This window comes from Dactylosporangium sp. CA-233914 (assembly GCF_050942935.1).
Lineage (GTDB): Bacteria > Actinomycetota > Actinomycetes > Mycobacteriales > Micromonosporaceae > Dactylosporangium.
In genome coordinates this window covers 5,056,120-5,076,926 of record NZ_CP192030.1, presented here as the reverse complement: position 1 = coordinate 5,076,926, position 20,807 = coordinate 5,056,120, and the positions used below count along the sequence as shown (strand labels likewise).

Below are 20,807 nucleotides of genomic sequence, written 5' to 3'. Positions count from 1 at the left end.
GTTTCCCGGCGCCAGGGCGGGCCGTGTCACGCTGTCGACGACACTGGACAGAAACGTGCTGAGCTGCGGGATAGCAGATGGCGGCGTTCACCCGCACGGCCCGTGGGTCAGTTGCCGTACGTGATGACCATCGGCTGAGGTTGCAGGGCCATCACTTCCTGCGGGGTCATCAGCCTGTGCTTCGACTCCAGCTGGTAGAAGATCTTGAATCCGCCGTACTTGAAGTTGCCGTACTGCTGCATGCTCTGGGCGACCCAGGCGGAGTACTGCTGTTCCTTGAGCTCGATGTCGCCGGGCCAGCCGCCGACGGAGTCGACGTGGATGATGACGTCGACCCGGTCGTCGTTGACGAGGTTGCGCTTGTCGGCGATCAGCGCGTTGCTGGGATCGTACGGATCGGCGAGGCCGTCGCCGTCGGGTCGGTACTGGTGGATGAGGAACATCTTGCGGGGCACCTTGTACTCCTCCGGCATCGCGGCGACCGCCTGAATGAGCGGGTTCAGGTCGGATGCGCGGACATTCGCCAGGTTCGTGCCGGGAACGCCGTTGTGCCGGGGGAACATCCACTCCGGGTCGACCGCGACGTGCACGAAGGGCAGCTTGAGGTACTCACGGAAGGCATTGAGCTCGGTGAGCGGATCGGTCCAGCCGAAGTTGAGGTCCAGAAACAGCACCAGCCCGTTGGTGCGGCAGAACTCGACGTAGCTGTCGATGGTCGCGTTGTCGACGTGGTGGCTGTAGGTGCCGGCCGGCCCGCGGTATCCGTCGGGCACGCTGACCACCAGGTCGATCCCGGCGACGACGGGGTGCTGGGGGTCGAGGGCTTGATACTGCGCGGCCTGGTCTTTGAGCCGGGTGAGCATCGCCGGGCTGAGCTGGTAGGCCGGCCCGGTCGCCGCCGCGCCCGGCACCGCGTAGAACGCCACAACCCGGTTCTTCGGCAGCGGCGCGCCGACGCTCGGATCGAACGTCGGCCTGGCCTGCTCCGGCGCCGCCGTGGGGGTTGCCCCGGTCTGCGGCCGGACGTGCGAGGTCGTCTGCGTGAGGTATCTGGCGACCGCCATCGTGAATACGATCCCGAGTGCGAGCGGCACGGCGATGAGCGCGGCGGATACCGGTCGTCGATTGCGGATTGGAAACCGAGCGGGCATGGGGACGGTGTCCTTTCGTGGAGTCGTGGTGGCCGCCTCGAGCACGGCCACACGTCCGCACAGTTCCTGGCTCACCCGGAGACGACCCCTGCCTCTCCACTTAGGACGGCACAAAACATCCAGATTCATCGGGCTTCACTCGTTCGGTCCACGCTCTGACTCCGGGCCGGCCTCCACCGTCGTAACAACGACAGTCACGGGCATACAGCCCCGGCGCTGAGCAGACTCGCCGGCTATGAGATTGACCCGAATCCTCGTCGTGGCGGCCACCGTTGCGGCGACAGTGGCGATCGCTCCGCAGGCCGCGTTCGCCATTCCACCCGGCACTGGGTGGTCCGGCTCCTGGAAGTACACCGGCGGCACCAGCGTCCAGGTCAAGCTGGACGTGCCGGGGGCGAAGCTGGTGGCGAACGGCTGGGACGCGCTCGGGACGCGCGCCTTCGTCCTGAGCATCACCGACACCGTGGCCGACGGCAAATGCGCCTACGTCAAATGGACCGCGGCCGCCACCACCGAGCACTGGGCCTGCGGCAACGGCACCACCGTACAGGTCACCGGCCTGCCGACCTCGACCACCGCCATCACCGCCGTCCTGTGCCGCGACTCCACCGTCCACAACAACAAGACCAACTGCAACGTCATCGACGTCCCCTCGTCCTACACCGACGAGTTCATCCGCACTGAGGGCAACGGTGCGCGCTGGAAGTACTACGACGCCAGCGAGCACTACGACGGCGGCGAGGACTGGGGCGCCTGGATCACCATCGGAGACGCCGACTTCGACTACTTCGGCTGGGACGACATGCCCGATGGGCAGCGCTGGATCCGGTCCTGGCTGACAGTCTTCGAGCCCGCCTGCGCATCGGGCACCCTGCTCAACGCCACCCCGGCGTCGACCCTGTCCTTCTGCTCCCAGTACGACCTCATCGACGCCCTGCCGGTCACGAACGTCACCGGTACGGCGTGGGGCCGGGGCTGCACCTGGGCCATCACCAGCCGAAGCCCCAATCCGCCCAAGCACTGCATCACGCTCCGCGTCCCCGAACCCAGCTAACCCTTATCCGCCTCCCTCCGGTATTTCGGGCTCAGGGCGCGAGTTGATCTCCATTCGCGTCGCGGGGTGCGGATCCACAGGATCCGCACCCCGGCGACCCGTTCAGGACCGGGTCGGCCACCGGGGACGGTGCCGGCCTGTTTGCCCGCCCCGGCGCCGCGAAGGCGTGGCACTCACACTACCGACGCAACCAGTGCGGTTGCGCCCGATCGGAACCGTCCTCACCCTGCTGTGTCCGGCCGCCGCTCAACCGGACGGCATCACCATGGAGTGAGTGTGATGGAACGGGGTAGGCCTTCCTCCCGGACGACGCAGGAGGTGTGCCGCGACATGGCCAGCTACCCCGCAGCAGAGCGCCCCGGTGGCGCCACCATCGCCGTCCGCTGGTCGGTCCTCGGTCCGGCACTCGTCGCCGCGCTCGGTGGCTTTCTGTTCGGGTACGACACTGGCGTCATCTCCGCCGCCCTGCTCTACCTCACGGCGGTGTTCGGCCTGTCGAGCACACTGCAGGAGGTGGTCGTCGCCGCGCTGTTGCTCGGCGCGATCTGCGGCGTGGTCGGCGGCGGGCCACTCGTCGACCGCTTCGGCCGGCGGCGACTGCTCATCGTCTCCGCCGCCGTGTTCTGCATCGGCGCGCTCGCGTCGGCGTTCACCCCGAACCCGGGGGTGCTCATCGCCGCCCGGTTCGTGCTCGGCCTGGCGATCGGCACGTCGTCGCTGGTGGTGCCCACGTACATCGCCGAGATGGCGCCCCGGCAGGTGCGCGGGCGCCTGGTGTCGTTACAACAGCTGATGATCACCGTCGGCATCTTCGTGTCGTACCTCGTCGGCTTCGCGTTCTCCGGAGTGGGCCAGGGCTGGCGCTGGATGCTGGGGCTTGCCGTCGTGCCGGCCGCGGTGATGTTGCTCGGCCTGCTCGGCCTGGCGGAGAGCCCGCGCTGGCTGCTCTCGCGGGGCCGCGACGACGAGGCACGGGCCGTCATGCTGCGCTCCCGCGGACCGCGCGAGGCCGACGAGGAACTGACCGAGATCCGGCAGATCAGCGCGGCGGAGCGCGGCATGTCGATCCGCGACGTGTTCAGCCGCCAGCTACGCCCGGCCGTGCTGCTCGGCGTCGCCGTCGCCGCGACCAACCAGCTCGTCGGGGTCAACGCGGTCATCTACTACACGCCGACCCTTCTCACCCGGGCCGGGTTCGGTGACGCCGCGGCGCTGCTGTCCACCGTCGGTATCGGGCTGGTCAACATGCTCGTCACGATCGTGGCGCTGCTCGCCATCGACCGGGTCGGCCGGCGCCCGCTGCTGCTCGGCGGTACCGCGATCGTCGTGGTCAGCCTCGTCGTGCTCGGCGTCCTCTACCTGCTTCCGAGCCAGACCGGCATGGCCGGGGCCGTCCTGGTGGCCGTGTTGTGCGTGTACATCGCCGCGTTCGCCGCGAGCCTCGGCCTCGGCATCTGGCTCATCAACAGCGAGATCTTCCCGACCGCGGTGCGCGGGAAGGCGGCCGGCGCCGGCACCGTCACCCACTGGACGCTCGACTTCCTCATCTCGCTGACCGTGCTCACGGCGATCGGTGCGCTGAGCGCCACCGGACTGTTCTGGCTCTACGCCTTCTTCGGTGTCCTGGGCTTCGTGTACCTGTTCCGCAATCTGCCGGAGACCAAGGGCCGCAGCCTGGAGGACATCGAACGGGCCCTGCGCCGCCGCACCGGGGCGGTCTGCTGACGCTTGCACGCGCTGGCGGCGGCCGCCCCGCAGTCGGCACAGGGCGGCCGCCATTGACGCCTAGACCTTGGCGCAGGCCGTCCCGTTGAGGGTGAACTGCGCCGGTACCGCGTTCGCGCCGCTGTACGCCGCTTGGAAGCCGAACTGCACGTTGCCCCCCGCCGTGACGGTGGCGTTGTAGGACGTGTTGACCGCGGTCACCGCTTGTCCCGACTGCGTGACCGTGGCGTTCCAGGCGTTGCTGATCGTCTGGTTGCCGCCGAACGTCCACTTGAGAGTCCAGCCGGTGATCGGGGCGGCACCGGTGTTGGTGACCGTCACGTTGACCGTGAAGCCGGTGCCCCAGTCGTTGCGGCTGTATCCGACCGTGCAGCCGGCACCGGTCGGCGGCGAGGCCGAGGCGGACGGCGAGGCGGACGGCGAACGGGAAGGGGACGCCGACGGGCTGGTCGAGGGGTTGCCCCCGCTCTTGGACACCATGTACGCGGAGTGTGCCTTGAACACCGACAGTTCCGGTGCACCGCGCTTGACGCTGTAGTTGTCGCCGCCTGCCTGCGCGTCCGGGTACCACCAGAACGCGCTGCCGTCCGCGTCCTGCGTCTGCAGGTCGTTGTACATGGAGGTCCACCAGGTGCTGCGGTCCACGCCCTGGGTGTTGAACTCACCCAGGAAGAACGGCTTGCCGACCACCGTGTGCGAGTCGGACACCCAGGCGTTGATGAGGGTGAGCGTCTGCGCCAGCGTGAGGTTGGCCCAGCCCTCGTTCGGGTACGGGTGCGCCGAGGTGAAGTCGATGTACGGTGACTGCTGGATGGCGACGAACGGGTTGCCTTCGTCGCCGCCGAAGCCGTACTTGGTGCCGTGCCCCTCCAGGCCGGCGTCGACCATGTGGTTGCCGTCGATGCCCTTGATGTAGGCGGCCATGGTGTCGACCCACTTGCGCAGCGTGGTCCCGTTGACGCTTTCCGCGGTGCCCTGGCCCTCGTACCGCGGCTCGTTCATCAGTTCCCACGCGAACACGGTCGGGTCGTCCTTGTACTTGACACCCGTGTAGTGGTTGGTGCGGTTGAGCGCGTACGACACGTAGTTCTGGTACTGCGTGAAGCAGCCCGGGCAGGCGGACTGGTTGAAGAACCGCCACCGGTTGGCCTGTCCGGTGGTCAGGCCCTCCCAGGACAGCCGGGTGTCGATCCCGCCGTACGCCTCCCAGTAGTTCTCCAGGACCGGGATCACCCGGATGTTGTGCTGCGCGGCCGAGTGCAGGACGTAGTCGAACTCGGCGAACTGCTGCTCGCTGTAGACGCCCTTGCTGGGTTCGAAGCCGTGCCACGCCTCGTGGTCGAACATCCACGTGCGCAGCACGGTGACCCCGTCGGCGGCCATCTCGGCCATGTGGTTGTCGATGCGGGCCTTGTCCATCCACTGGGTCTCGGTGTCCCCGTAGCTGCCGCCGTAGGTGAAGATGTCGTAGACGTTGGCTCCGGCGAAGTAGTACGTGTGGCCGCCCAGGCAGAAATGGATGCCGCAGCGGGTGACAAAGCCGGTGGTGGCGGCGGACGCTTGCCCGAGCGGCACCGCGACCGCGGCGGCGAGCAGTGCGGCACAGGACGCGACGGCGAGCGCGAGCCGGCGCCGGGCGCCTCGCCGGCCGACGGGTGCGGGATGGGACTGATGCATAGGAGTGCGCCTCCTGGCGTGGACCCCGAACGTGATCGGTGTGGACGGTGAACCCACGGTGGCGCCTGGCCACCGTGCAACTGAACCGCTTCAGTAGGCTCGCGCTCAACGACCGGTGTCAACGCGTGTGCGACCGCGGCAGCAGCGGCCTCGGACGAACGGCGCCGCGGCGCGCACAAACGGGATGTGCCGCCCGTCCGACGGCGCTGAAAGTTTCCCGGCCACCGGCCCGTACGGCCGGCTGAGCGGCGGCAGGTCCCACTTTCCTCAAAATCGTGTCGCTGCCGGTGTCCCTTGCGACATTGACTACGAGCAGGTGCGTGGGGACTGGCGGCGAGCCGTCACCAGCCCGCCTTCGCCAGCGCGGCCGACAGTTGCGGGGCGACCAGGTCCGTGTCAGCCAAGGCTGCGATGTGGTCGTGGCCGTCGAGTTCAATGAGCTCGAAGCCGGCTCGACGCAGCTCGTCGGCGTGGTTGCGGATGTTGCGGGCGATGGCGGCGCCGCCCACGAAGTCGTACATGCGGCAGTCCGGTTCGCAGTCGCGGCTGCCGAACCAGAGGATCTTGGGTCCGGTCATGGCGGTCAGGGCGACCGTGTCGTCGCGGCTGCCCCATGCCCGGTAGAGCAGGCGGCCGAGGTGGTGTCGTACCACCGGTGCTTAGTTGGCTGCACCACCAGGGCTGTGGCCTGTGCTCAGCCTCGTCATTGTCTGGTCTTGGTCTTGGCGGTGCGGGCGATCCATCGTCCGTCGCGGTGCTCGACTTCGATGGGGTGCTCGAAGGTGGTGGTCACGTTCTCGCTGGTGAGGATCTCGCCGGTCGGGCCTGCCTCGACGATCCGGCCGCCGGAGAGCAGGAGTGCGTGGGTGGTCGTCTCGGGCAACTCCTCGAGATGGTGGGTGACCAGGACCGAGGTGAGGTCGGGGTGGGTATGGGTGAGCAGGTCGATGGTGTCGAGCAGCTGTTCGCGGGCGGCGACGTCGAGGCCGGTGGAAGGCTCGTCGAGCAGCAGCAGTGCCGGGTCGGGGGCGAGGGCCCGGGCGATCAGCGTCCGGCCGCGTTCGCCCTGGGACAGGGTCGGCCAGATGTCGTCGGCCTTGCCGTCGAGGCCGAGCAGGCTGATCAGCTCATGAGCACGGGCGAGCTCGGCGGGACTGGCCTGCCAGCGCATCGGCGTCTCGATGGTGCCGGTGATGCCGGTCAGGACGACCTCGGTGACCGTCAGCGGGGAACGCAGCGGGTGGCGCGGGTTGACGTGGCCGATCCGCCGGCGCAGGGCCTGCAGTTCGACGCGGCCGAGCTGGTGGCCGAGCACGTGGACGCTCCCGGTGGTGGGGTGGGTGACCGCACCGCAGAAGCCGAGGATGGTGCTCTTGCCCGCGCCGTTCGGGCCGAGCATCACCCAGTGCTCGCCGCGGGCGACGGTGAAGGACACGCCGTGCAGGATCTGCTTGCCGTCCCGGCGGAAGGTCACGTCGGCCAGGTCAAGAATCATCGGTGGGAAGGTGCTGCTCTCCACGGGGAACCTCACAGGGGTCAGGGCGTTTCGGACGGTTCGGGTGCGGCGGATTTGACCGAGGCGCTCAGCGCGTACGCCGCGTCAGCGGCGGCCTGCGGGTCGCGGTGCTGGATCGCGCGCAGCAGCCGGGCATGAGTGGCGCCGACCTCGGGGTCCTCCGGCAGCACGGCGGTCTGCTCGATGGACGCTTCGATCAGCTCGGCGACCGCGGTGTGCAGCCGGATGAGCAGTGGGTTGCCGCTGGAGTGGATGACCGCTCGGTGGAAGTCGGCGTCGGCCGTGGAGTACGCGGTCAGGTCGCCGGCGTCGTGCGCGCGGCTCCTGGCGTCGAAGGCCGACACCAGGTCGGCGAGCACCGCCGGGGTGGCGTGCTGGGCCGCGAGCCGGGCGCTGGCGGCTTCGAGGCCGGCCCGGGCGTCGAGGACGTGCTCGAGTGACGACAGGTCGTCGCGGGCCAGCAGCCCGGTGATCTCGTTGGTGGCGCGCACGTAGGTGCCGTCGCCGATCCGGGGTTCCAGCAGGCCCGTGATGCTCAGTCCGCGCAGCGCCTCTCGCACGGTGGCGCGGCTGACGTCGAGCTCGGCGGCCAGCTCGTGCTCGCCGGGGATCTTCTGCCCGACCGGCCATCGCCCGGAGGCGATCAGGTGGCGAAACTCGTCGCTGACCTGCGTGACCAGCGGAACCTGCCGAACCGGGCCGCGCATCAGTGACTCTCCGTTGCCGAACAGGTCATGGTCGCCTCCGCCTCTCGCCGATCAGTCCCGTCAGGACACAACTGTAGTACAAATGCCTGACATCTGTACGGCAAGAAACGGGACGTCCCGATGATCCGGCGCCCGCTGCCGATCTCCAACGAAGCTCCAGTCGATTCCCAACCGCTGCGGCCATCGTGGAGCGGCACACGACGAAAGGGACTTCATGCGCAACGTTCTTGTCACAGGCTCGGTTGACGGCATCGGCCTGCGAACCGCGGCCCAACTCGTCGCCGGGGGGCATCGCGTGGTCCTGCACGCCCGCGACGAGGAACGGGCGGCGGTCGCCAAGGCGGCGCTCCCGGCAGCGGCTGGGATCGCGGTGGGCGATCTGCGCTCGCTCGAGGAAACCACGGCGCTCGCCGGGTCGCTGGCCGCCTTCGGACGCTTCGACACCATCGTGCACAACGCCGGGATCGCCCGGCTGGACAGCTCGGAGCGGGAGCTGACCGGCGACGGGCTGGAGTCGACCTTTCAGGTCAACGTTCTCGCGCCGTACCTGCTGACGGCACTGCTTGCCCAGCCGGAGCGCCTCGTGTTCGTGTCATCGGCAATGGCCGCGGACGGTGTCGTCGACCTCGCCGACCTGCAGTACGACAGTCGCCCGTGGAACGGGTCCGAGGTGTATTCCACCTCCAAGTTGTTGGACCTGATGCTCGCCGTCGCCGTCGCCCGTCGCTGGCCCGGGACACTGAGCAACGCGGTCGACCCCGGGTGGGTGCGGACCAAGATGGGCGGCGACGCCGCGCCGACGAGCCCCGACGACGCCGCGCGGGCCCAGGTGCGCCTCGCCGCCGGCACCGATCCCGACGTCCTGGTCAGCGGGCACTATTTCAGCGAACGCGACTGGCTGCCGTCCGAGGCCAGTCTGGACCCGGCGCTGCTGGACGACCTGCTCGCATACTGCGGTGAGCTCACTGGCGTCCAACTGCCCGAGGAGTCGTCCGCTCCGCGCTGACGTCCGGCACCGTGACCTTCGACGACCTCGCCGGCGAACAGCCGTTGATCCCCGAACGGTGGGGCTGACCGGAGCCAGGCCATCGTCTGCTCCACCGAACGGTCGCGTCCGTGCGCCTCAGCCGCCGCGAACCGGTCCGGCGGGCTGCCCGACGGTATCTGCGCGAGGTAGCCCGCCAGTTCGGCGTCCATCGCCTCGGCCTGGTAACCCACGCGATCGCCCAGCGACCGCACCGTGCCGAGCAGTTCCGCCGCCTCTTCGGCCCGGCCCGCGCGTGCCATGAGATGCGCGTACATCGCCACGCTCACCAGCCACCCGGTCGTGTCCGCGTGGCGGTGGGCCTCCTCGAGCATCCGCCGGACCAGCACCGCTGCCGGGCCGGGCCGGTCCAGCGACAGCTCGATCTTGCTCATCAACCACAACACGGACACCGTCGCCCAGCCGTGACCGCACCGGTCGGCCTCGCGCAGGGCGGCGGCGAGCGTCGCCTCCGCCTGCACCGCCAGGCCGGACCGGCGCTGTGCCTCGCCGAGACACATCAGTGCCTCCGCCGACGTGGCACGGTGACCCACCGACCGGGCCAGTGCCAGTGCCTCGGCCGCGTGCTGCACTGCCGCCTGCGCGGCGCCGTCGGCAGCCTCGAAGTACGCGATCGTCGCGAGGACCTGCGCCCGCACCCCCCGGTCCTCGGTGGCGGCACCGTGCCGCCCGGCCATCGCCAACGCCTCCGCGACCTGGCCACGCGCCCCGCTGACATATCGCAGAAGCGCGAGCCCCATGGCGGCGCGGGCGATCGACGCGGGCTCGTGAATCCGCGGGTCGGCCTGGCGCAGCGCGGGCTGTAGATAGTGCAGACCGTCATCGACGCGGCCCTGCCGGTACCAGAACCAGTACAGTCCACCGGCGATCTGCAGCACCGCGGCGGTGTCCCCGGCCGCGCTCGCCCTGCGCATCGCCGCACGCACGTTGTCGCTCTCGATGTGCAGCAACCGCATCCACGTGGCACTGTCGGGCCCGCGCAGCTCGTCGCCGGCGACGTCCGCCAACTCGCGGACCCAGGCGGTGTGCCGGCCGCCCAGCGCATCACGACGTTCGGCGGGTGTGCGGCGCAATGCGTACTGGCGGATGGTCTCCAGCATCACGTAACGGCGGTCGTCGCCATTCACCACGGTCACCACGCTCACCAACGACTTCTCCACCAGGCTGGTCAGGTCGATCAGGGTGTCGCTGCGCCCGGTCACCGCTTTGGCCGCGGACAACGCGAAACCACCTTCGAACACCGCCAACGCCTGCAGCGCCTCCCGTTCCGCATCGTTGAGCAGTTCGTACCACGAGTCCATCAGACCCAGCAGCGTTGTGTACCGCGAGCTGGTGCGCTCGCCGGCCAGCAGCGCGAACCGGTCGTCGAGATGCTCCAGGATCTGTCGCGGTGACAGGACGCGGCACTGCGCGGCGGCGAACTCGATGGCCAGTGGCATGCCGTCGAGGGCCGCGCAGAGGCGGGCGATCACACGCCGCTCGTCCGCGCCCGGTGACCATCCGCTCAGCACGGCGGCGGCCCGCGCGATGAACAGCGTGACCGCCTCGCCGTCGACGCCGCTCGACAACGGCGGGACCTCGAACAGATGCTCCCCGTCGACGCGCAATGATTGGCGGCTGGTGGTCAGGACGCGGACATTCGGGCAGGCACTGAGCAGCGCGGAGACGAGCGCGCCGACGGCACTGGCCAGGTGTTCACAGTTGTCCAGAACGATCAGCATGGCACGGGAGCGCAACGCCGCGATCAGGGTGTCGATGCCACCCGTGCCGGTGATCTGAAGCGCCGCGCAGAGCCGCCCGGCGAGCACAGCGGGCTCGTGCAGGCCGGCCAGCTCGACGAACCACGGGCCGTCGGCGTCCCGGCGCGCACCGGCCACCGCCAGCGCGAGCCGCGTCTTGCCCATGCCGCCCGCGCCGGTGAGGGTCACCAGGCGGTGCCGGCTCAACAGGTCGGACACCACCTGCCGTTCGCCGACCCGCCCCACCAGTGTCGAGATCGAATGCGGCAGGTTGCTCGAACTCCTGGCGGCACCGCCGCGGTCCGTGAACGGTGTCGGCACCAGCGTGAGCGCCTGGTCCAGGATGTCATGGTGCAACTCGGCCAGCTCTGGTCCGGGCTCGACGCCGAGCTCGTCCATCAGGCGGTTCCGCGCGTCTCGCAGCGCCGCCAGCGCGTCCCCCTGGCGACCCGCCCGGTACAGCGCCCGCGCCAACAACGCCCAGCCCCGCTCCCGCAGCGGGTGTTCGGCAAGGAACGCCCGCAGCGCAGCGGCGGCCGTTTCGTGTGCGCCCAACTCAATCAGTGCGGCCAGGCGATGCTCCACGGCACCGGTCCGCAGCTCCTGGAGCCGTTGCGACTCCGCGACCACGAACTCGTAGTCCGCGCAGTCCGCGTACGCCGGTCCCCGCCAGAGGGCCAGCGCCTCATCGAAGCAGACCAGCGCGGACCTGGCGTCGCCGCCGGCCAGCAGGTCCCGTCCCTGGGTCACCGCCGCGGCGAACCGGTCGGCGTCGAGCGTGATCAACCCCAACCGCAACGCGTACCCGGCGCCGTCTCGAATCAGCACCCGTCCGGGTTGCCGTGGCCGCCGGTCGGGCTCGAGTGCCCGGCGCAGGACCGACAGGTAGCCCTGCGCGGTGATCCGTGCACTCGGCGGCGGGTCGTGCGGCCACAGGCAGTCGACCAGCGCGTCGATCGACACGAACCGGCCGTTGGCGATGACCAGGCGGCACAGCAACGTACGCGGTGCCGGGCCGCCGACGGCGACGGCTCGACCGTCGTGCAGCACGACGGTCGGGCCGAGCACACCGAGCGCCAGGTCCGCCCGGGCCTCGGATTCAACGGCGATGTTCACGACACCTCACGTGCGGGTCTGGATCATTTCCATGCGGCCCAAAGGTTCCCAATGCACCATTCGACTGTCAGCCGCATGTATGACACCCACGAGCACGACGGTGACCGGCATCACCGGGGCGGCATGCCGTCATGCCCGACGGCGCGCAACCGTCCGGCGCAGGTGACGGCTCGGTTCGTCGCCTCGGTCCAGTGCCGCAAGGTTCGATTCATGTGAGCGTTGACGGGCCGTGGGATCCTTCTGTCGGCAGCGGGTCGATCGGTGCCGGGGGTTGCGCCGAGTGTGAGGTGTTGACGGGTGCGGGTTGAACGGCCGGGGTCGGTGCCGCCGGGTGCGAAGTACGACATCGGCAACGGACAGTGGCGTGCGTGGGTCACCGACGGCGAGCGGGCCACGGAGCGGGTCTGGCTCGGTGGTGGCGAACTGGCCGCTTCGACAACGCTGCACGGCGGGGCCAAGACGCTGGTGCAACACTTTCACCGCGACGGCCGGCTCGCCTACGAGTGGGTGTACCGCGACGGCGTCGAGGTCAGCCGGCGCGCCTGGTACGAGGACGGTACGCCGTACTACGAAACGGAGTTCGCGGCGGGCGAGATCACCCGGTCGATTCGGTATTCCCGCGCTGGGTCGGTCGAGTCCGAGACCGCCGAGGGGCGGACCCGGACGTTCTTCCCGTCGGGTGCCGTCGCGTCCGAGTGCTTCGATGATCACACTACGTGGTTCGCCGCCGGCGGCAGCGTTGTCGCCACCGAGGAGCCGCATCCGGAAATCCAGGACGCGTACCTGCGGCGGGAGTTCCACCCCGGCGGTCGGTTGCGCGCCGAAGGCCACGTCGACCGCCGCGCCTGGTCGGCTGATGGCGCGGTCGGCTTCTGGCGGTTGTTCGCCGCCGACGGCACCGTTCGGGGTGAGGTGGACTTCGAGCCGCTGCACCGCCCGCCCAAGGACACCGTCGCCGATGTGGCGGAGACGCTGCTGGCGTGGCAGTCGCTGCCCCGCGCGGGCTGGCTCGACGGGGCCGAGGCGGTGGCGTGGAACCGGCAGAAGGTCTTCGACGGCTGGCCGGAACACCTGTCGTTTCACCTCAACGGGCTCAGCTGCCCCCGCGAGGACGTGTTCGACCTGGCGTTGTCGAATCTCAGTGCCGCGCTGTACGCGCAGGGCACCGTCGCCGCCGCGGCGAAACGGGTGGCACCGATCCTGGTCGAGGCCGCGGCCACGCTGGATGGCGCACACCGTGACCGGGTCGTCGAACTGCTGGTGACGATGCTCAGCGGGGGCGGCTCGCTCGACACCGCCGAGCTGCGGCTGCGGGCCGGCGCCTCCACCGCGGCTGGCGCGTTGCGCGTGCAGGTCGCCGCCCGGATCGACCGGTGGCGGCAGCTGGCCGGCGATGGGGATGCCTGGGCCGCCCGGCTGCTGCCGTTGGCCGCCGGTCGCACCCGCGGTCATCTTGTACTGTCGGACGCTCGGTCGGTGACCGATCCGCTCGTGCGCGCCGAGCTCACCGTGGGCCTGTGCCTCGTCCGGCCGGCCGCCGGCGCCGTGCCGTGGCTGCGCGACCAGCTGGGCGAGCCCGACCCGCGGCAACGGTTCTGCGCGGGCGTGGCCCTGGCTCGCCTCGGCGACCCGGCCGGGGCCGATGTCCTCGTCGATGCCGTCACCGCCGCTCCACCGGGATACGCCGAGCTGTTCTGGACCGGCCGCAGCACCGAGGCCGCCGCCTGCGCCGCCCTCGGGCGAATCGGCGAGGGGCTGCCGGCACTGCTCGCGGCGTTCGAACGCGCCCCCGCGACCGTCGCGATCGACATCGCCCGCGCCCTGCTCGACGTCGCGTTCCGCCAGCGCCCGGACGCCCTCACCGCCGAACAACGGCAGGTCCTGCGGGCCATCGTCGAGCACCGCCGGGTGTGGGAGTACGTCAACCTCACCGACCTGCTCGGCACCTGGAACCTGCCCACCGACCGCGACGCGCTGAACGGCATGGCAGAAACCGATCCGGATTCCTCGCCAGAGCACACAGGCAGATAACCACCCTTAGAGGCCGCGCAAGTAGGTCAAGATCATGGGCGGCGGGCGGGGCGCTTGTCCCACCGGTACAGGGTCCACGCCTGCCGGATCGGGCTATGTGGCGTGGTGATGGTGTCGGCGAGGTCAAGGAACGCGTCGATGACGCGTGCTTTGCGTTGGTAGCAGCGTTGCAGGCGGTTGGAGGTGTTGTGCGAGGAGTTCGTCCACTCGACGTGCCACCTCCGGCTCGCCTGGATGGGCGCTTTGTCGCCCTTGCGGGTGACCGCCGAGTCGTAGCCGGTGTCCAGATGCGCCGTCACGTTCCCGGGCAGCGGACCGGACGCGTCCGGTGTGTCGGGGGTTGGCCCCAGCAGCAGTGGTGGATCGTGTCGGTTCGCGCCGGCCGGGACCCAGTCCTGAGGGATCCCTGTACCCTCGACCGTGCTGGAGCGTTCTTATCCCACGTTTACCCCGGTCGGCCGGGGGCCGGCCGGCGACCTCACCGCCGCCGGGGGGCTTTGGTGATGCATCCGTCCACGGCGATGTTCTCCAGGACCAGGCCGACAGTCCGGTCGTAAGCCCCAAAACGATCATGTTGAGTTGTTTGAACACACCCAAAGCGATCCATTCGTCACGCCGGTTCCGGATCGTCGTCGCCGAACAACTCCTGTCCGCGAACGACTCGTACGAACATCCGAACCGCAACACCTGCAACAACTTCTCGAACACCAACCGATCCGCCACCCGCGGACGGTGATAGCCCAGCGGATGCAAGGGATGCACCACCGGCCATAAAATTAAGACGAGCGGAGCCGCAACGCACTGCTGCACCTTCTTGCACCGGCGCAGCTTCACGCCACCCATTGTGAAGGACACGGTCGACGCACGTGCCTCGTGCGTCGTCGTCGTTCTTGAGGCGCTCGGAAATGCTGGTCGGTGGTCCGTTGGGATAGGGCTGGACGGATTTCGTGCGTGAGATTTCCCCGGGAACAGTTCTCATGTGCCGGCAGGCGCTGATACTCGCCGGTATTACTTCGCAGTGTCGTGTCAGCGGGCCGGCGCGGATTCTCCCGGGCGTGCCCGCGCCGCGCCGACGGGCCGGCGGGATGGCGCTGATGCGGTGGGTGCGGGTAGGCGCTGCAAGGCGGGGCCGGGTTGATCGGCGCCATGCGTCGGGTGCGGCACTGCGGTGTGGTCGTCCGGGCCGGTATCGATCGCGGGGTTGCCCGGGCCGCGCGGGCGCTTCGGCCGGCGGCGGTGTTTCGGCCGCTGGCGGTGTTTCGGCCGCTGGCGGTGTTTCGGCCGCTGGCGGTGTTTCGGCCGCTGGCGGTGTTTCCGCCGGTGGTGTGCCGAGGCCCTGTCCTTGGCCGGCGGTGCCGAGGTCCTGGTTGGGGCCTTGGTCGGCGGCCGCGCCGTAGCCGTGGCCATGGCCATGCGCGGTGCCGGGGTTGCGGCTGGGCCATGCCGGGGTCGTGCGCGGCGCCGAGGCCGGGGCGAGGGTCGTGGCCGTGCGTGGCGCCGAGGTCGGGGCCGTGGCGGGAGCCGGGGCCGTGGCGGGAGCCGGGGCCGTGGCGGGAGCCGGGGCCGTGGCGGGAGCCGGGGCCGTGGCGGGAGCCGGGGCCGTGGCGGGAGCCGGGGCCGTGGCGGGAGCCGGGGCCGTGGCGGGAGCCGGGGCCGTGGCGGGAGCCGGGGCCGTGGCGGGAGCCGGGGCCGTGGCGGGAGCCGGGGCCGTGGCGGGAGCCGGGGCCGTGGCGGGAGCCGGGGCCGTGGCGGGAGCCGGGGCCGTGGCTGGTTCGTTCACTGAGTTTTCCCGGCCGTCGGCAGCCACGCTTGCCGGCGGGGTGCTCGCGCGTATTCGGCGGAGTTTCTCGGCGTGTCGTTGGGCGAGGCCCCACGCGCGATGCCGAGCATGTTCCCGACGGAACTCCTCATTCGCCGCAGAATAACGACGCGACCTGGTCCGGTCACGCATGGCAGCCAATTCAGACTTGCAAAACAATTGCAGCTGCCCCATGCATTCATTCTCCCAGAATCCAGCCCGACCCACCGCCCCGCACGCCCGGCGGAAATGTCAAATGGTGCACGCACACGCCGCATCGAGGCCTGCTACCCAACGCGACAGAGGCCGGGTCGTCGGCCACGAACATGCCGAATACAGAGGCACCCGATCACGACGCCAGGTCACTGCGGCACTTCGCCCCAGCGTCGTGGTGCTTGACGCAGGAACGCCGGACCGAAGACAGACGACAAGACAGCTCGACAACACCGACGCCCCCGCCGTGGCGAGCCACATCGAACACTGCCCGTGCGAGATCAACAGATCGTCGGCTCGATCCGGGAGAACATCGCCGTGGACGGATGCATCACCAAAGCTCCCGGCAGCGGTGAGGTCCCCGACCGGCCCCCGGCCAACCGGGGCAAACATGGGATAAAACGCCCCAGCACGGTCGAGGGTACAGGGATCCCTCAGGATCAGGTCCCGGCCGGCGCGAACCGACACGATCCACCACTGCAGGGGCCAACCCCCGACACACCGGACGCGTCCGGTCCGCTGCCCGAGCAGGTGACGGCACACCTGGACACCGGCGACGACTCGGCGGCCACCCACGAGGTTCCGGCCGCCCGAACCCCGGCCGGCGAAACCACCCACAAAGGCGACAAAGCACCCACCCAGGCGAGCCCGGAGATGGCACGCCGAGCGGGCCAACTCCTCACACAACACCACCAACCGCCTGCAACGCTGCTACCAACGCACAGCACGCGTCATCGACGCGTTCCTTGACCTCGCCGACACCATCACCACGCCACATAGCCCGATCCGGCAGGCGTGGACCCTGTACCGGTGGGACAAGCGCCCCGCCCGCCACCCATGATCTTGACCTACTTGCGCGGCCTCTAAATCACACTCACCTGCCGTGCCGTAATTGGAGGCCGGCCATCGAGCACCACTAAAAGCGACTCGGGCCGCCATACCTAGCGAACTAGCTTGCTAGCATGCTAGCCTCGGCGTGTGAGTGATGACCAGGTCAAGCAGTTCAACGTGTACCTGCCGGTTGGATTGATCAAGCAGGTCAAGCACCACGCCATCGAGTCGGGGACGTCCCTGTCCGCGTTGGTGACCGACGCGTTGCGCGCCTACCTCGATGACGCTCGCCGGCAGCAACAGCCCTCTTCCGACAAGGAGTCATGATGAGTACTGAAGGCATCGAGGCGATATTCCTGGAGACCCACAATTGGGGCAGGGCCGCGAAGTTCTTCCAGGCGTTGGGATTCCAGCTCGACGTCTCCGCCGGCGATGGCTCCGGCGTGCTGCGCAACGGCGAAGGTCCCTATCTCGTTCTGGTCGAGGTACCGCAGGACCGGCCGCCACAGACGCAGATCGCGTTGAAGGTGCCCGACGCGGACGCGTTCGGCGAGGATCCCGCGGTTGAGGTGGTCACGCCGTTCGAGGACACCCACTACGGGACCCGGGAGATGACCGTTCGCGATCCTGACGGGCGGGTGTGGAGCCTTCAGGCCCCGCCGGCGAGATGAACACCCATGCGTAGCTGGCGCGGTAATCCCTGGGCGGTGCTGCTGACGCTCAGCCTGGGCTTCTTCATGACGCTGCTTGATTTGACGGTCGTCAACGTCGCGATTCCCGACATGATCGGCAAGCTCGACGCGTCGCTCGACGAGATGCTGTGGGTCATCAACGTCTACATCCTGGTACTGGCCGCGCTGCTGGTCGTGTCCGGTCGGCTCGGTGATGCGTTCGGCGCGCGCACCATGTTCGTCTGGGGCGTCGTGCTGTTCACCGCGGCGTCGGTCCTGTGCGGCGTGGCGCAGAGCCCGGCTCAACTGATCGCCACCCGGGTCGTGCAGGCTCTGGGCGGGGCCGCGCTGATGCCACAGACCATGACGATCATCATCGCGATGTTTCCACCGGCACGCCGAGGTGCGGCGCTCGGCGTGTGGGGGGCGGTCGCGGGTGTGGCCACGATCGCCGGGCCCACGCTCGGAGGGCTCCTGGTCAGAACCGTCGGCTGGCGATGGATCTTCTTCATCAACGTACCGATCGGCATCCTGGTGCTGGCGATGACGCTCACGCTGGTGCCGGCGGTGCGGCGCGACGTACGGCACAAGCTCGATCTGCCGGGTGTCGTCCTCGCTGCGGCGACGCTGTTCTGTCTGACCTTCGCACTCACCGAGGGTCAGCGATACGACTGGAACGCCGCGATCTGGGCGCTGATGGTCGGGGCCGTGGTGCTGCTGGTCGCCTTTCTGGCCTACCAGCGCACCCAGCAGCGCGGCGAACCCCTGCTGCCGTTTGCGCTCTTTCGCGACCGTAACTTCGCGGTGATGAGCATCGTGTCCGCCGCCGTCCAGGTCGGGATGCTGGGCCTGTTCCTGCCGACAATGATCTACTTGCAGTCGGTGCTGACCTTCAGCGCGTTGAAGGCCGGCTTGGTGATGGCACCGGCGATGGCGGTGTCGGCGTTGCTGTCACCGATCGCGGGCCGGATGGCGGACCGGATCGGCGGCAAGTACATCCTGATGGCCGGCCTGCTCGTGTTCGCGGCCGGCATGGCATGGCTGGCCGTGGTCGTTGATCCTGGCCGCACGTGGTACGCGCTGCAGCCCGCGCTGATCGTGGTCGGCGTCGGCATCGGCCTGGTGTTCGGCCCGATGGTCACGGTGGCGATGTTCGGCGTGGAGCCGAGGATGGCCGGCGCCGCCTCCGGGGTGCTGAACACCATACGGCAGATGGGCACGGTCATCGGCAGCGCCGCGGTCGGCGCGGTATTGCAGAGCCGTCTCGCCTCGTCGCTGCACGACGAGGCCGTCAGGCAGGCCGCCGACCTCCCGGCGAGCGTTCGCGGTCCATTCGTGGCCGGCTTCAGCAATGCCGGCGGCGGCGTGGAGATCGGTGCAAGGCAGACCGGTTCAGCGCTCACGCCGCCACCGGGCACGCCGCCGGACCTCGTCGACCGCGTTCACCACACGGCGGTGGCCACCTTCGGGCACGGCCTCGTCGACGCCATGCGGCCGACCCTCGTGCTCCCGATCGCTGTCATCGCGCTCGGCGCGCTCGCGTGCGCCCTGGTGCGGCACCGGCCCGCGGCCAACCCGGGCAACACCCCGGAAATGGTCGACAGCAGCACATCGTCCGAACCGCCCCGGCTGGCGCCGTAGGTATCACCGAGGCTCGTCCCGGCCGTTTCCCATGCCCTGGGGGACCCGGGGATTGCTTCAGATCTGGGCCGACCTGCTGCCAGTAGGCTGCAGCGGTGTTGGATGAAGTCGACTGGTCGGTGCTGACGCATGCCTACGGCCGCGCTGATGACATGGTGGATCTGCTGCGCAACGCCGTTGACGAGTTCGACGAGCTGGTGGACCGCATCTTCGCGCAGGGCACTGTCTTTCCCGCGACGGTGGCAGCTGTGCCGTTCATCGCCGAGCTTGCCCGCACGGCACCGGAACGGCGGGCCGAGTTCGCCTGGCTGTTGGGAATGGTCGCCGATCCGCGGCATGCCTCGGGTCACGTGTTTGAGGCGGTCCGCGCGGCAGTGACTGCCGAAAAGCCGCCGCCGCTCGACGATCCGGATCGCGAGGTACGGGCGGCGGCAGCCTACATCGTGGCCCAGGCCGGAGGTCCGGTCACGGCGCTACGCGAGCGTGCAGCGGTCGAGGACGAGCCGGGAGTCCGAGCATCGATCATGCTGGCGCTCGGCCACCTCGACCCGGATGGCGTGGACCGCTTCGCGCGCTGCGACTCCGGTGAGGAACGGTTCGCCGCGGCGCTCGCCGCGGTCCGGGCCGGCCGCCCGCTGCCGTCCGGCGCGGCAGCCGCGGTGACGGCCGCGCTCGATAAGGGCGTGGAGCTCGGCTTCGCGTGGATGGACGGCGAACCGGTGGACGCGCTCATCGTGCCCGCCACCGACCAGACGGCCGCCGAACTGGTCGCTGCCCTGGTCACCAGCCCGAACGCCGGCATCCGACAGGCCGCGGTCTTTGCCGTGGCGGAGCGGGCGCTCCACCAGCGGCGCCGGTCGACGCCCGCGTTGCTGGTGCCGCTGGTGGCCCCGCTACTAGCAGACCCGGAAGCCCGCGTGCGCGACGAAGTGATCAGTACCCTGCGCGGCTGCGGAGCGGCCGCGGGCCCGTACCGCGACCAGATCGCCGCCGTAGCCGCCCACTACCCGCAAACGGCAGGGTCCATTGCGATTACCGCGGAGTCGCAGGCGCTGGAGACGATGATGTGGCTGGGCGACCAGCGCTGGGTCGACCTGGCCCCGAACCGGTACGACGTTCGCCGGGTGACCTTCACACCCGAGGTGCTCGACGCCCTGCGCCGCCGCCTGGCCGACCACCCCCACCTCGCCGCCGTGCTCGGGTCCTGGGGACCACAGGCCGCGGCCGCCGTGCCGGAACTCGTCGCGGTGCTTCCCCGGGACGGCCGGACAGTGGCGCTGGCCCTGGCCCGCATCGGCCACCCGGTCGCCGAGGCCCTCCCGTACCTGCGGGAACTCGCGGACGAGGCGGACCTCGACGCGGCCGCCGCCGTACGGCTGCTCACCGGCGATGCTCAGCCACTCCTGGACGCGTTCAACGCGGTGTTCCGCAAACCCACCGGCGTCCGCTGGCCGGCCGGACTCGATGCCGACGCCGAACTGCTGCCGCTGGCGCCGGCCGCGCGCACGTACCTCACCGGTGAAGCCGGGCGAAACCACAACGAGCGGATGACGCAGATCCTGGCGGCCCGGCTGGTCGCCACCGCCACCGGCGACACCGCCGCGGTCCTGCCAACCCTTTGGGCCCTCGTGACAGACAACGGGCACAACGCGCTCGGCGATGCCGCGCAGCTACTCGCCGAGCTGGCCGGCGACGACAACCAGCTCGCCGAGCGGCTCCACCACCTCGCGACCCGCGACCGGCGCGTCATCGACGGCGGTATCGCGGCCGACATCGCGTGGCAGGACGAAGCGATGGCAGCCAGGCTGCGCACCATCGGACAGCACATAGGAGAATGTCCGCACTGACGGGCCGAGGGCGACCTTCAGCCGATCGGTAGGAGATCCGAACGG

The 20,807-nt window shown here is 69.8% G+C and carries 13 protein-coding genes and 2 pseudogenes; 8 read left to right on the top strand and 7 right to left on the bottom strand.

Features of this window, described 5'->3' with window-relative positions; genetic code table 11:
• Positions 1 to 107 precede the first annotated feature (107 nt).
• Complete coding sequence (locus ACQPY0_RS22605) at positions 108 to 1,064, bottom strand: hypothetical protein (protein ID WP_432991968.1); 957 nt, start codon at positions 1,062 to 1,064, stop codon at positions 108 to 110.
• Positions 1,065 to 1,386: 322 nt separating this feature from the next.
• On the opposite strand from ACQPY0_RS22605, the gene ACQPY0_RS22600 reads away from it, so the two are divergent.
• The gene (locus ACQPY0_RS22600; RefSeq protein WP_432991966.1) at positions 1,387 to 2,205 is read left to right on the top strand and encodes a hypothetical protein; all 819 of its coding nucleotides are present in this window, start codon (positions 1,387 to 1,389) and stop codon (positions 2,203 to 2,205) included.
• A 330-nt stretch (positions 2,206 to 2,535) separates the two neighbouring features.
• Positions 2,536 to 3,930: a sugar porter family MFS transporter gene (locus tag ACQPY0_RS22595; RefSeq protein ID WP_432991964.1), complete on the top strand. Its 1,395-nt coding sequence runs from the start codon at positions 2,536 to 2,538 to the stop codon at positions 3,928 to 3,930.
• 60 nt (positions 3,931 to 3,990) lie between these two features.
• Here the strand turns inward: ACQPY0_RS22595 and ACQPY0_RS22590 are convergent, their stop codons facing one another.
• The 4 genes from ACQPY0_RS22590 to ACQPY0_RS22575 all read right to left on the bottom strand — a co-directional run bounded on the left by ACQPY0_RS22590 (position 3,991) and on the right by ACQPY0_RS22575 (position 7,830).
• Positions 3,991 to 5,607 carry a cellulose binding domain-containing protein gene (locus ACQPY0_RS22590; protein WP_432991962.1) on the bottom strand — a complete coding sequence of 539 codons (1,617 nt, stop codon included), beginning with the start codon at positions 5,605 to 5,607 and terminating at the stop codon, positions 3,991 to 3,993.
• Between the two features lie 341 nt (positions 5,608 to 5,948).
• Complete coding sequence (locus tag ACQPY0_RS22585; RefSeq protein ID WP_432991960.1) at positions 5,949 to 6,260, bottom strand: hypothetical protein; 312 nt, start codon at positions 6,258 to 6,260, stop codon at positions 5,949 to 5,951.
• Between the two features lie 50 nt (positions 6,261 to 6,310).
• A complete protein-coding gene (locus ACQPY0_RS22580) occupies positions 6,311 to 7,102 on the bottom strand; it encodes an ABC transporter ATP-binding protein (RefSeq protein WP_432991958.1) in 792 nt (263 codons plus the stop codon).
• A 41-nt stretch (positions 7,103 to 7,143) separates the two neighbouring features.
• Positions 7,144 to 7,830 carry a FadR/GntR family transcriptional regulator gene (locus ACQPY0_RS22575; protein WP_432991956.1) on the bottom strand — a complete coding sequence of 229 codons (687 nt, stop codon included), beginning with the start codon at positions 7,828 to 7,830 and terminating at the stop codon, positions 7,144 to 7,146.
• 214 nt (positions 7,831 to 8,044) lie between these two features.
• Between ACQPY0_RS22575 and ACQPY0_RS22570 the strand changes: the two are divergent.
• Positions 8,045 to 8,566: pseudogene (locus ACQPY0_RS22570) on the top strand (SDR family NAD(P)-dependent oxidoreductase); the annotation flags it as partial.
• Positions 8,567 to 8,706: 140 nt separating this feature from the next.
• On the opposite strand, the gene ACQPY0_RS22565 reads toward ACQPY0_RS22570, so the two are convergent.
• Positions 8,707 to 11,730: a BTAD domain-containing putative transcriptional regulator gene (locus tag ACQPY0_RS22565; RefSeq protein ID WP_432991954.1), complete on the bottom strand. Its 3,024-nt coding sequence runs from the start codon at positions 11,728 to 11,730 to the stop codon at positions 8,707 to 8,709.
• Positions 11,731 to 12,027: 297 nt separating this feature from the next.
• Between ACQPY0_RS22565 and ACQPY0_RS22560 the strand changes: the two genes are divergently transcribed.
• Positions 12,028 to 13,761, top strand: a complete 1,734-nt coding sequence (locus tag ACQPY0_RS22560) for a HEAT repeat domain-containing protein (RefSeq protein WP_432991952.1) — start codon at positions 12,028 to 12,030, stop codon at positions 13,759 to 13,761.
• 32 nt (positions 13,762 to 13,793) lie between these two features.
• Here the strand turns inward: ACQPY0_RS22560 and ACQPY0_RS22555 are convergent.
• Positions 13,794 to 14,589: pseudogene (locus ACQPY0_RS22555) on the bottom strand (transposase).
• Between the two features lie 2,161 nt (positions 14,590 to 16,750).
• Here ACQPY0_RS22555 and ACQPY0_RS22550 point away from each other — a divergent pair.
• From ACQPY0_RS22550 to ACQPY0_RS22535, 4 genes are all read left to right on the top strand, one after another.
• Entirely contained in the window at positions 16,751 to 16,930 is a 180-nt protein-coding gene (locus ACQPY0_RS22550; protein WP_432991950.1) for a CopG family transcriptional regulator, read from the top strand.
• Positions 16,930 to 17,274 (top strand): VOC family protein, encoded by a 345-nt coding sequence (locus ACQPY0_RS22545; RefSeq protein WP_432991948.1) that lies wholly within the window; start codon positions 16,930 to 16,932, stop codon positions 17,272 to 17,274. The genes ACQPY0_RS22550 and ACQPY0_RS22545 overlap by 1 nt, the downstream gene beginning before the upstream one ends.
• Positions 17,275 to 17,280: 6 nt before the next feature.
• Positions 17,281 to 18,915 (top strand): DHA2 family efflux MFS transporter permease subunit, encoded by a 1,635-nt coding sequence (locus tag ACQPY0_RS22540; RefSeq protein WP_432991946.1) that lies wholly within the window; start codon positions 17,281 to 17,283, stop codon positions 18,913 to 18,915.
• A gap of 95 nt (positions 18,916 to 19,010) precedes the next feature.
• Positions 19,011 to 20,762, top strand: a complete 1,752-nt coding sequence (locus ACQPY0_RS22535; protein WP_432991944.1) for a hypothetical protein — start codon at positions 19,011 to 19,013, stop codon at positions 20,760 to 20,762.
• Positions 20,763 to 20,807: the final 45 nt, after the last annotated feature.